This window comes from Deltaproteobacteria bacterium (genome assembly GCA_012522415.1).
GTDB lineage: Bacteria > Desulfobacterota > Syntrophia > Syntrophales > JAAYKM01 > JAAYKM01.
On record JAAYKM010000114.1, the window covers coordinates 1 to 12,537 of the forward strand.

The 12,537-nt window shown below is 54.5% G+C and carries 7 protein-coding genes; 1 reads left to right on the forward strand and 6 read right to left on the reverse strand.

Annotated features, from left to right (window positions below; all coding sequences use genetic code 11):
- Both GX147_09270 and GX147_09275 read right to left on the reverse strand, forming a co-directional pair.
- Positions 1–1,744, reverse strand: a 1,744-nt coding sequence (locus tag GX147_09270) for an N-6 DNA methylase (protein ID NLN60869.1), incomplete at its 3' end; no start/stop codon positions are given.
- 3 nt (positions 1,745–1,747) lie between these two features.
- Complete coding sequence (locus GX147_09275) at positions 1,748–1,963, reverse strand: helix-turn-helix transcriptional regulator (protein NLN60870.1); 216 nt, start codon at positions 1,961–1,963, stop codon at positions 1,748–1,750.
- A gap of 643 nt (positions 1,964–2,606) precedes the next feature.
- Between GX147_09275 and GX147_09280 the strand changes: the two genes are divergently transcribed.
- Positions 2,607–4,109, forward strand: a complete 1,503-nt coding sequence (locus GX147_09280; GenBank protein NLN60871.1) for an amidohydrolase family protein — start codon at positions 2,607–2,609, stop codon at positions 4,107–4,109.
- 207 nt (positions 4,110–4,316) lie between these two features.
- On the opposite strand, the gene GX147_09285 is transcribed toward GX147_09280, so the two are convergent.
- The 4 genes from GX147_09285 to GX147_09300 all read right to left on the reverse strand — a co-directional run.
- Positions 4,317–7,571 carry an AAA family ATPase gene (locus tag GX147_09285; GenBank protein NLN60872.1) on the reverse strand — a complete coding sequence of 1,085 codons (3,255 nt, stop codon included), beginning with the start codon at positions 7,569–7,571 and terminating at the stop codon, positions 4,317–4,319.
- Between the two features lie 11 nt (positions 7,572–7,582).
- A complete protein-coding gene (sbcD, locus tag GX147_09290; GenBank protein ID NLN60873.1) occupies positions 7,583–8,812 on the reverse strand; it encodes an exonuclease subunit SbcD in 1,230 nt (409 codons plus the stop codon).
- Positions 8,813–8,816: 4 nt separating this feature from the next.
- The gene (locus GX147_09295; GenBank protein NLN60874.1) at positions 8,817–11,393 is read right to left on the reverse strand and encodes an AAA family ATPase; all 2,577 of its coding nucleotides are present in this window, start codon (positions 11,391–11,393) and stop codon (positions 8,817–8,819) included.
- 1 nt (position 11,394) lies between these two features.
- Positions 11,395–12,537 (reverse strand): ATP-dependent Lon protease (locus GX147_09300; GenBank protein ID NLN60875.1); only part of this gene is annotated, 1,143 nt, incomplete at its 5' end.

Sequence of the window (12,537 nt, forward strand, 5' to 3'; positions counted from 1 at the left end):
CATGTTCACGGGCGCCACATTCGTTTTCACAGGTTTCGATCAGGCGGCCGGCGAGCTTGTAGAGCAGGACGGTCTGCTTGACCAGGTTGCGGCTGGTTTCAGCCAGCGACGCGAGACGGTTCACCGCCTTTTTCAATTCACCGTTGGTGGTTTTCTGTTGCTGCCATGCCGCCTGCTGCTTGCTGACACTTTTACGGAAAGACTCCGCATCCGCCTTGAACAGCAGGATGGCATCATCCAGTTCTTTGAGCGCCTCAAGGGCGGGCGAGTCCTTGGTCAGTGTCTTGAGGAAGGGTTCGATACTTCCGCGCAGCGTGGCCAGCGCGCCATTGAAATCGGGCAGCGGTTTGACCGTTTCGCCGTTGTCGTCTTTCATCGTGAAACAAGCCGCGCCCTCGGCCAGCATGCGCTGACAGTAGCCCGCCACCAGGTCGAGGTAGCGCCCGGTCTCGCCCCGGTAGAGCCGGACGATGGCCAGGAGGTTCTGCTCCTGCTCGGGAGAAAAATCGTAGATCTTGCGTGTCACCTTGCGGTAAACGTTTCGCGCGTCGATCATCAGCACCTTGTCGCGGAGCGCTTCCGGCTTATCCCGATCAACAAACCAGAGTTCGCAGGGCACGGTGCGGGTATAGAAAAAGTTGGAGCGGATGGCAATCATGACATCCACGTCACCGGTTTCCACCAGCTTCTGACGCACCTTGGCTTCGTCACGTCCGGCGCTGGAGGCCTGGGAGGACATGACAAACCCGGCCCGGCCCTGTTTGTTCAGATAGCTGTAAAAATAGCTGATCCAGACGTAGTTGCCGTTGGAGACCTTTTCTTTTTTATTGACCCCGGGCAGGCCGAAGGGCAGGCGAGGATCGCTCGTCACCTTGTCGGCATCGATTTCATCCACGTTGAACGGGGGATTGGCCATGACAAAATCAGCCTTGCGCAGCAGCTCGTGGGGGTCTTCATAATAGGTGATGGCTCTCTGGATCTTGCCTTCCAGGCCATGCACCGCCAGGTTCATCTTGGCCAGGCGGATGGTGGTGGCGTTCTTTTCCAGGCCGTAGAAGATAAGTTTCCTGGCGGGGATTTCGTGTCGCCGTTCCACCACCCGGGCGCTCTGCACGAACATGCCGCCCGAGCCGCAGGCCGGATCCAGCACGATGCCGTGAACAGGTTCGATGACGTTGGCGATGAGGGAAACCAGCGAGACCGGGGTAAAGAACTCGCCGGCGTCATGAGCCTTCTGATCGGCGAACTGGGTGAGGAAATACTCGTAGATGCGGCCGAAGACATCCCCGGAAACATGTTTGAGCTCCTCGGGATTGAGCGTGCGCAGAAGCTGGCCAAGCACCGCGTTGTCCAGTTCCTGGTACTCGCTTTTGGGCAGGACATCGCGCAGGCTTTCGTAGTCGGCTTCAATGGACTCCATGGCGCTGATGATGGCCCGGGCGCGGTCCACGCCGTCGGGCAGGGCCACAAGCGTATCAAACTGGGCCTCGGGCTGCAGGAAGATGGCACTTTTTTGAGAAAAATCTTCTTTGCGCAGCGGCCGGGTTTTGCCGCCGCGCGTGGGCAAGTTGGCCACGATATCGTCCCTAACGGCAAGATAGCGGCTGTAGGCGTGGCGCAGAAAGATCAAGCCCATTACGGGCAGAAAATATTCGTTGCTGGCGTAATTGGAGTTGGCCCGCAAGGTGTCAGCAGCGCTCCAGAGCCGGTTTTCAATGGCTTCAATGTGTTCAAGCTGGGCCATGGACTACCCATTCTTTTCCAAATAGATTTTGTGCAGCGTCTTGCCTTTTTTACCCAGGCTGAGCAACAAATTCTCGATTTTTTCCATTGCCAGCGGCGAAGGCCTGGCGCGATTGTTTTCCCAGCGGTTGATCGTGGGGAAGGTCACCCCCAGCCTTGCCGCGAATTTTTCCTGAGTCAGACCGGTCAGTTTCCGCAGCTCACGGACCAGATTCGCCATACTGTGCTGCTCGTCCAATGTATTTCTCCTTGGTGGATTTCCTGATGTATTGACGGAACCATTCATGATGTCAGATTGATCACTTGACATATCATCCATAGGGCCGCAAAAGTCAAGCGCGACTTTGAAATTCTTACGGAAATTTTGTCCGCCACCGCAATTTCAAATCCCGACCGCCACCCGACATGTAAGTGCCATGGGAGTAGACACGAAAAATAATAACGATCGAACATTTCTCATCGACTATTTGGCGGAAAGGAACCTTTCACTTCGCCTCTCCTATTACCGCCAATGAATAGAAAACGCCGCGATACCTGAGGGTAGCGAATACGCAAATTCAGAGAATCGACAAGAACAGCGAGATGGGGCCTTGCCGGGATTGGCCTGCGGAACATATTGCCCGCAATGTGGACTTTCAAAATATTTACTTTCCGCATGATTTTGATCTTTTTGTGGGCGGCGTTCGCGGCGGATGCGGGTTGAAGAGAACCAGAATAAATCGGTGATCCTGCCTTTTGTCACCATTACAGTATCAGGATATACCTGAGGCTATACACGAACATATCCCGTATTGTCTATTTTATCATTATATAATAATTTGGAGAACATCGGTAAATAGCTGAAGTAAAAAAGGAGGTCAGTCATGAGCAGCAAAAGCGAACCAGTAAATCAGGGTAGACGGAATTTTGTCAAAACATCTTTGGCAGGCGCGGCAATCGTCGGTTCCGCGTTAGCCGGAAATGGCCTAAGTGGTGTGCAATCCGCCCACGCAAGCAACAAAAGGACCTTTATCACCAATGGAAAATTGATTGCACCAGACGGAATTATCGATGGCGTGTCTATTGCCGTTGAGAATCAAAAGATCGCTTTTTTGACGACGGAGAAGATTGGTCCCAATGCAGGGGAGATCATCGACGCAAAAGGCAATTACGTCATGCCCGGCATTATTGATGTTCACACGCATGTCGGTGCTTTTCGGCCATTTGAGGACGATCTCAAATCAGAGAGTGCTGCGGCAGCCGCGGGGGGTGTCACAACATTTTACCACTATATATTAGAGGGTTTGGGTTCGCCGACGGGTTCCATGGCATCAAGAATAGACTACTATATCGACGCCGTGAAAAGTCTATCCACTGTCGACATCGGCTTTCATGGTACCTGCATGACGGAAACGCATTTGAAGGATATAAAAACATGTGCTGACCGTGGATTGAAAAATCACAAATTTTTCATGGCTTACAAAGGCGATGAGATGAAAAGGGTGGGCATCGTAGGCATCGATCTTCCCTACCTCTATAGAGGAATGGAGTGCATCAGGGACATCGGCGGTATGACCATGGTGCATGCGGAAAATTATGAGCTGATGAAATTATTCGGCAAGAGATATTCAAAAAATACCTTCTTCGATTTCAATAAAGGGCGGCCTCCCATTACCGAGGCGGTCGATGCCGACACAGCTTGCAGAATGTCGAAAGAAGTTGGGGTTCCCCTTTATATCGTACATGTCGGATGCGGAAAAGTTCTGGATATTGCAAAGAGATTCAGAGACCAGGGGCACGAGGTATATCTGGAAACGGGACCAAGGTATCTGACCATTGACCAGGAAGGAAAAATGTGCAAGAGGCCCTGGCTCGCAAAAACGACACCCGCCTATAAAACGCCGGAAGATATGGAGAGGCTGTGGGAGGGAATAAAGAGCAATGAGTTCAACACGGTAGCGACTGACTCTGCATGCATGAATGAAAAGGAACACGTAGGCGATGGCAATATTGTAAAAATGTTGCCGTCCTGGCAGGAAATGCCGACGATGCTGCCCATGATGATTTCCGAGGGTTATCACAAGGGTCGCATGTCTCTCAATCAAATCGCAAATTATCTGTGTTACAATCCTGCTAAAGTATTTGGAATTTATCCGCAAAAAGGATCCTTTAATCCGGGAACAGACGCAGACTTTGTCATCGTTGATATCAACAAAAAGCAGAAGATTTCCGGGAACATGTCCCCATCATATTGTGATTTTTCCCCTTACGACGGCTGGGAATTGAAGGGTTGGCCCATCCTGACCATGGTTAGGGGCAAAATAGTCATGAAGGACGGCAAGGTGATAAGCAACCCGGGTTGGGGGCGTGCCGTGAACATAGCCTGAGGGTCGGTGATGAACGCGTAAAACACGCAAGCCGATGGGTCACAGGTTCCATATTCAAGGACAAATCAATTCAGAAAAAAGAGGATGGGATAGCACGCGGCTCCCCTTGCCGTATGCTATCCTTCTTCGACTTTACCCCCAACATCTGGCCATATTCAGATGGAGCCTTCCCTGTTATTAACCCCCCTTCCCGAAATTCCAGATCCGCTAAGCTGAGCCGATCTTGCCGCATCCAGGTCCGGATATCTCGCTCCTGCCTCCACTTTGAGGCGTTACCTGGATCTGCGCACTGATTCGTTCCTTCAAGGCGGGTACGTGTGAAATGACGCCGATCAGCTTACCGTCCTGCTGCAAGCCCGCGAGGGTTTCCAAGGCGGTGTCAAGGGTTTCCTCGTCCAGGGTGCCAAAGCCTTCATCCAGGAACAGCGAGTCCACCCGGACGTTCCTGCTCGCCATGTGGGATAAACCCAGCGCCAGGGACAGGCTGACGATAAAACTCTCGCCGCCGGAAAGGTTCTTCGTGGAACGAATCTCCCCAGCCTGATAGTTATCGACCACGTTAAGATCCAGGGGCTGGGTATCGTCACGGATCAGTAAATAGCGATCGGTCATTTTCTGCAGTTGCCGGTAGGCGTGACCAATCATCATTTCGAAGGTCAGCCCCTGGGCAAAATTGCGATACTTCTTGCCGTCGGCGGAACCGATCAATGCGTGCAGGTTTTCCCACCGGCGGCACTCTTTTTTCCGGGCCTCGATGGCGGTCTGCTTCTCTTTTATCCGTTCTTTTGCAGCCGCATTCTCACTTAGCCTGTGCTTGAGACCGGCAAGGATATCCCGCAGCTCTTTCAGGCCTTCCTCCTGCTCTTTGAATTGCGGTTCGAGTTCTTGCAGCGACGTGTCCGTGAGCCTGCGGGCCATTTCCGTGGCCAGGCGCGTTTCCCGATCCTTCTGTCTGGCCTTCAGGTCTGTCCGGCGCTCATCCAGTTCCTTGGCCCTGGCCGTCAGCTCCGCCCGAGATTCAGAGGGTAATATAGCCGCCAGAAATTGTTCTTCATTGGAAAAGCCAACGGGCGCCAGCGCCGCGGTGAATTCAGTTTCCAGCCTTTTCAGCGCCGGCTCTCGCTGGTCGATACCTTTCTTCAGCGATTCGACGCGGGCCTTCGCGGTATTCCAGTTTTGCCGGAGCTTGTTGTGCCGTTCTCCGGCCTGCTTTTCGGCACCTTCGGCATCAGCAATCGCCTTGTTCAAGCGGCGCTCCTCATCGTCGGGATTCTTGTCGCCGTACAGTGCATGACGTTCTTCACTTCCGGCGGCGAGTTCCCTTTTCAAGACCTCCAGTCGCTCCAGCTTTTCGGTCAGGGCGGTGCTTTGGGTTTCAATCACCGCATCCAGCCGCTTCACCTCGCCGTCGATGTCGGCCATCTGTTTCTCCATGTCCGCCTTTTTCTTGACCTGGGCCTGCCACGCCTTCAGCCGCGCTCTGAGGGATTCGATCAGTGATGCAATGCCCGTTTCAGGGATGTCCCCAATACCAAGCGGCTGGAGTTTGGTCGTAACGGCCTGCCTGCGTTCGGCAAAATCGGCACGGAGTTTTTCCAGGCTGTCCTTCACCTCGGCCAGGGCTTTTTCGGCGGCCTTCTTGTCATTAGCCGCTGCCGCCTCCAGTTTTTCAGCTTCCGTCAGGTTTACGCGGGCCTCATTTACCGTTGCCTCAAGGCCCTTCATGTTGGTTTCAAGCTCATCGGCACGGCCAATGAGTTGGGTCAGGGTCTCGATCTTCTTTTCCGTTTCATCGGGAACGGGGACATTCCCTTGCGCAAAGGGGTGTTCGGTGGCGCCGCAGAGTGGACAGGGCCTGCCGTCTTCCAGTTTTGCCCGATGATCTTCAAGCTCCGCAATCTTCGTCAGGAAGGCCCTTTCACGCAGCAGGGTTTCCTTCTCGGCGCGGTATTCCCGCAACAAGCGTTCCCCCAGTAGCCGGCTCAGGGCATCCTTGCCCTGCTGAAGCTGTTTGGAGGCGTCCTCCAACTCCTGCCTCCGAATGCCGGATCGCTTCCGACAGCTCTCAAGTGACCTTGCAGCCAGATCCAGAGCCGTCGCAGCCGCTTTTTGGTCAACCTCTTTTTGATCGACTTCACTTTGCCTGGAGAGCAGACCCCCCAACTGTTCCTCAACACCGGCCAAACCACCGATCAGCCACTCGTCCTGTGCGTGCTCCTTGAGGTAACCGCTCACAAGGTCCAGTATCTCCTGGGCCCTGGATTTTTTCTCCGCCTCTTCGAGTCGGGCTTTTTTGTTTGCATGAATCTTTGCCGCATCCTTTTTACAACCCTCATCCCCTTCCGAAACGGCTTTTTTCTGATCGGCGAGTCTCTGATCCAGGGAGCGAACCTTCCGCAATCCAGGCGCGGCCGTTTTCAGCTCTTCTTTTGATTGGACGGTCTGTTGCTCAGCCGATTTCAGTGCCTCGGCCTGTTCCTCGGCGGAGGATTCCAGTCCGGGGAGGGCCCCTTCCTCGGTTTTCAATGCCGCTCTGTCCTCGGCCTGTTGTTTGCGGTTGGCGGTGAGCGTCGCGTACGCGCCGTCCAGCGAGGCGGCACTCAAAGCCCGGTTGAGCTTTTCACGATCCGGCTGGAACGCCTCCATATCGTTTTGCAGCCTCCTCGCCTCGTCAGTCAGGCCGCCGATTTCCTTTTTCAGCCCATCGATGGTGGTGAGCCAGGCGATGGCTCTACCGGTCTCAGCGGATTGGACCGCAAGGTCCGTCTCTTCCTTCCGCTTGGTATCGAGTGTCTGCCTAATCGATTGTTCCTGCTCCGGCTCAAGCATCACGATACCTGCCGTTTCCGCCTGGAGCAGGTTCAGCTTTTCCCTCTCCTCGCGCCGCCGCTCATGGACACGAATGGATATATCGCTATAGATCCCTGTGCCCGTTATCTGCTCCAGAATCGGAGCCCGATCATCCGGCGCCGCCTGAAGGAACGCGGCGAAGCCGCCCTGGGCCAGCAACATGGAACGGGTGAAACGATCAAAGTCCATGCCGGTAGCCGACTCGATCTGATCGGCAACCCCTTTGATCTTGGATTCGAAAATCTCGCCGGAATCGGCATGGGCAATTTCGTGTTTCGGGGCCTGGAGTTCGCCATCAGGCTTCTTGTGTGCCCGGTGTTGGCTCCAATGACAGCGGTAACGCCCAGACTGGGTTTCAAAGGTCACCTCGGCAAAGCATTCGCCGGTCTGACGGGACATGATTTCGTTTCCGCTCTTGGTGACCTTGTTCAGGCGAGGCGTCCGCCCGTAAAGGGCGAGGCAGACCGCATCGAGGATCGTGGTCTTTACCGAACCGGTGGGGCCGATGATGGCGAAGATGCCGTCACCGGTAAAAGCCGGGTGCGTCAGGTCGATTTGCCATTCACCCACCAGTGAGTTCAGATTTTTGAAGCGCACGTGTATTATTTTCATGGCCCGCCCCCCTATTCCGCCCGTACGTCATCTTCATCGAGAGACGAGACCGCTTCCCTGTATGTGCGGCGCAGCTCAGGCCGCTGCTCTTCAGGCACACCATGAACGGCGAGGCATCGCTCGAACACGTCGTTCTCATTCAGATCGTCAAGTGTTTCATCTTCGCGGCTCTGTCCCAGCGCGCGGTCGATGACGCGGTTGTTCTTGATCCGGAGGATTTCCATCGGGGTGCCGGAAATCTCGGCCTCCAGGCGTTCAGCCAGGTCGCCAATGACCTCGTCACCTTCGTAGATGACGTCAAGCCAGCCTCGGGATTTTTTGGCCGACAATTCACGGATGCGGCTTGAGATGCCGTCCCAGTCTCCCTTGACGCGTTCGAGCTTCTGAAACACCGGCACATCGATCAACTCTACCGATGCGGCCGTGCCGTGGAACTCAACCAGGCAAACGCTCTTCTGCTGTTCCGCCTCTCCAACCCCCATGGGCAAAGGGGAACCGCTGTACCGAATGGTTTCGGAGCCGTTCACCTTTTGCGGGACGTGGAGGCGACCAAGCGCCAGATAGGCGAAGCAGGCAGAAAAAATCCCGGCCGTCACGCGGGCCAGGGAACCGACATAGAGTTCGCGCACCCCATCATCATCGACGGTTTGTCCGTCTGCGGTGAACAGATGTCCCATACCAACGATGGGAATATCGGCCCCGAGTTCCTCACGCTTCTGTTCGGCCAGGGCGGCGACGGCGGCGTAATGGGTGCGGATACCGTCAATCAGCTTTCGCTCCTTGTCCTCGACGCTCTCACCAGCCTCCGCCACCCGGATATCCCTGTCGCGGAGGTAGGGCACGGCACAGACAATCAATTCCGGAGCGTCCTGCTCATTACGAAGCACCAGCACTTCGTCTTCCGTGGAGGAAGCGGCGCTCCCCACCACGTGGACATCGAGGGCCTTGAGCAACTCCCTGGGCGCATCGAGAAAGGACGGGGAATCGTGGTTGCCCGCCACAACGACAACATGCCGACAGGGCGAGGCGGCCACCCGGCACAGGAAGCGGTAATAGAGTTCCTGGGCGCGATTGCTCGGGGTGGCGGAGTCAAAAACATCTCCCGCCACTAACAGGACATCGACCCCGTTACCCTCAATGGCATCCCCCAGCCAGTTCAAAAAAGCCTCGAACTCCTCGTAGCGTTTTCTGCCGTGAAGAGTGCGGCCGATGTGCCAGTCCGATGTGTGAAGAACTCTCATAATACTACCCAGCCACCGCAGAGGCGGGACGCTTCGCGTATTCTTCACGCCAGGTTTTTAATGAAGTCATGTCCGCCAGAAGATCGTCTGGCTTCGGAAGTTCCACTGGAGATTCTGTTGGCTGTGAGTGTTCAAACCCTGAGTATTTGTTCATGAGTGAATCAAGGAGATTGCAATCCGAGTCTTTCAATTTGGCCAGGTCCTTGAGCTTCAACGTATGGATCGGCCGCGGAAATCTTTGAACCACCCCGCACAGCAGATCATTTTCAATAGATCGCTCCACCAATGTCCTGAAATCGCTGCATATCGACTTCAGCAAGATTTCAGTATGTTCAAATTCGCCGCTTTCACTCGCCTTCTTCGCGTCCTGGTACCGCTGATTCATGAGAGTGTTCAGGGCGGTTTTGATGTCACTCTGTGAAAATGGAATGGGTGCTGGCTCTCCGGCACCCCAGTCTGCAGAGCGGATGCTCACCACATCGGGCTTTATGGACTTCTTCTCGGCAAAATGCCTGACCGTTCCCAACAAGGACAGACGGTGAGTAAAGACAATGACCTGTTTATCCTGCGACAACTCGATCAGCCTTTGAACCACTGCCTCTTCATAGCTTTGGTCAAGCGAGGATATTGGATCGTCAAAGATAAACGGGGCCTGGTTGCTCTTGCCGGTGACGTCGGCCAAAAAAGCCGCAATGGAAACGATCCGGCTTTCTCCCTCGCTCAGTACATCGGCGAGGCCATACTGAGAATCTCCCCGAAGCTGGAGCTTATGAAGGACGCGGCCTTTGGAGACTTTTGATTTCACGAGCTCAACCTTCACCTGAGATGCGCCCAGGGCCTTGAGTTCCGCGTTGAACCTTTTCACGAACGCATCCGTGATCAAGGCTTCTGCCAGATCTCCTTTCTTCTGAGACAGGGTTTTGGTATTGGTCGACTTCTTGGCTTCTTGAATCTGGTTCAGTAGCTTCGATCGGGTAACTTCTTCTTCAATGGCGGCGCGGTGCTCAGACAACCACTTTCTGGCCTGCAGGCTGTTTAGCTTTTTCTTGACCTCCTCTCGGTTGTCGCTTTTGGCGTCTTCGTCATATTTTGCTGCGAGTTCGCCGAGGCTTTTTGACTGGGCGTTGGTTTCTTCGATCCATTCCGGTGAGAGCAGAGGGTCGGGAATGGATTCTTCGGAATCGATCCCAGGTAGTAGGTCTTTTCTAGCCTGCAATTGAGCAAAGAAACCCGTCACCTGACTGGCGACTTCATCCGGTGAAATACCAGCCGCATCGATACGTGTCTTCAGCGTCTCCAATGCCGGTAGCGCCTCGATAGTTTGACTGGCAGTCTCGTATTCCTTGGCCGCATCCGATGCGGCTTTTTGCATTTCGCCCTTCACGAAATTTTCGAAGGAGACCAACCGCTCCTTGGCTCCCTGGGTCAAGGTCTGGTGGCACAGGACACAACGGGAATCATCAGCAACATTCGGGTACTCGGCCTCTTTGTATGCAGCCGATACGGAGTAGTTTCGGGCTGCTTCCCAAAGCTCTTTCCATACATCAGACCCGATGCCTTCCAACTCGCTGCCGGAGAACACCTTTTCCGCCGCCGCATCTGCTGCTGTCTTCTTTAGAATCGACTTCTTCTTGGCTGCAATGATCCGCCGGTAATTCTCGTCCGATAATTGCTCCAGATACTTTTGAGCATCCTGGACCAGAGTGTCAATATGGTGTTTCTGCTTTCTCAACTGTTTCGCTTTTCCCGCCGGTGCCTGTTCGGCAAGGCGCTGCTGCAGCGTTTGCATTTCGGTCTCGTCAGCACTGGTAAATGTGCAATGCTTGTCGATGTCCCGGATGGTGGTCTTGGCGCTGATGGCCTCGTACCAGATACCTTCAGAGGTTATCTTCTTGTCGACTGGGATATTCGGTTTTTTGGACGGGTGCCGGTTAGCCTCCGTGTCCAAGGCTGATGCGACCTTTTCGCATGCAAGGATGAGCGAGCTGAAGAACGATAGAACCGGCGGCTCGTAACTCACCTCGTCTTCGCTGCTGACAAAGACCTTGCCAAACGAGGTGTCGAAAATATCAACGCTCTTGAGATCATCGCAGATACCTTGCCCTGACCAGGTATGAGTCTTCGGCACGCCGTCCTGCTCAAACGAAATACAGGCTTTCTGTGCGGCAGATCCGGGCTTATAGACATTGCGGTGGAGGGCACCCGTCTCGCGGGCTCCGCATACATGTTTGAGGAGTCTGACGTAACCGGATTTGCCTGACCCGTTGTTGCCATAAACAATCGTGATATTGCCCTTGCCAAACTCCAGTGGCTTTTTCGGAGCAAGGGCGTTTACTCCTTCGACATCACTGATCGAACACAAACGTAAAGTGCCTGCTGCGCCCTGGGAAAACGCGCTAGCAGGAAAGGAACAGGCCGTTTTGGGCAGTTTACCGTCGGCTTCCTGCTGGCACTGGGTTGCGAGCTCAGAGACGTCTTTTTCAGTAAGTTCAGGCTGCTGAAGTAGCCGAGAAGTCGCAATCTGGAGCCATTGGGGCCGCTTTGAAAACCATTTGCTCAGTGAAACCGATATCCCGCTCATGTTATTCCCCCTCAGCTTCCCGCTTGTGTTTAATGAACGTTACCTCGAAAGCCTTGCATGGGCGGTATTGCTGCAGGCGATTGGCAAAGGTGAAGGCATCGTTCATCTCGTAGTGCTGGAAGATGTCGAGGCCGCGATCCAGGGAGATTTTCCAGCCGTGGTCGGTCACGATGTGGCGGGCGTGGATCGTGCCGGAGCCGTCGAATTCCCAGGTGAAGTCAACGCCCACGCTGCCTGCGGACTCCTTCATCTTCTCGAGGTTGTCCTTCTGCTGTTCGCCTTTGAACTCGTCTTCCGTTGTCACCAGATGCACCGACACTTCCTCATCCGGGGCCTTGTACTTGACCACGGTCTCCAAAAATTCCATGAAGTTGCGTAGCTGGTAAAACAGGCGGATGTACGGATCGGTAACTGTGATTTCGGTCGCGCCCTTGAGATAAGGGCCGAGCAGCGTATCGAAGGAGAGACCCTTCTGGTTCTCCTGGAATGTGAGGTGTTTTTCCTTGAGGACGAGCTCGGTCGAAGCCAGGGGTTCGGATGGACTTTGGGGCGAGTCCGGTTGCACAGCTTCTGCGATTTTCCCGTCTTCACCCTCGGCGATGGTCTTGTGGTAATAGCCGGGGTATTCCTCTTCTTCGAGCGTGGTGACAGGCTTAACCTGGCCACCACTGTCTTGGTAGGTAAAGTGGACGTTGCCGTAGGTGGAGTCGATGCGCATCAATTGGTCTTTGACGCGCTTGCGACCCTCAACCGCGAACCGCAGCAGCTCCTCAATCTCTTCCTTGGTCGCTTCGCCTTGAGGAAACAGGATCTTCATCAGGCCGGAGAATGTTTTATTAATGCCATCGCGATCCCGCGTTGAGATATCAGTGGAGAGCGAGAAGTGCTCTCTGTAGCGATCTGAATAATCGTGATTGCGCAGCGAGCGGAGAATCTCGGCCAGATAGTCCACCACGAAACCGTAGCCGCTGGAGAACATCTCGCCCCGGATGATATCAACTTCCCAACCCGGAATGTAGAAGTGAATTCGGTCCAGAAATGCGGAGTCGTAGAACTTGTCGGGCAACTCGCAAAACAGGTCGGAGTGTTTGAGCATGTAGGGCACGGTGTGCTGAGTGTTGCCCACGAACACCATGGATGCTTC

Coding starts and splice junctions, on each gene's coding strand:
- GX147_09275 (NLN60870.1), bottom strand. CDS start 1,963: ATGGCGAATCTGGTCCGTGAGCTGCGGAAACTGACCGGTCTGACTCAG.
- GX147_09280 (NLN60871.1), top strand. CDS start 2,607: ATGAGCAGCAAAAGCGAACCAGTAAATCAGGGTAGACGGAATTTTGTC.
- GX147_09285 (NLN60872.1), bottom strand. CDS start 7,571: ATGAAAATAATACACGTGCGCTTCAAAAATCTGAACTCACTGGTGGGT.
- sbcD (NLN60873.1), bottom strand. CDS start 8,812: ATGAGAGTTCTTCACACATCGGACTGGCACATCGGCCGCACTCTTCAC.
- GX147_09295 (NLN60874.1), bottom strand. CDS start 11,393: ATGAGCGGGATATCGGTTTCACTGAGCAAATGGTTTTCAAAGCGGCCC.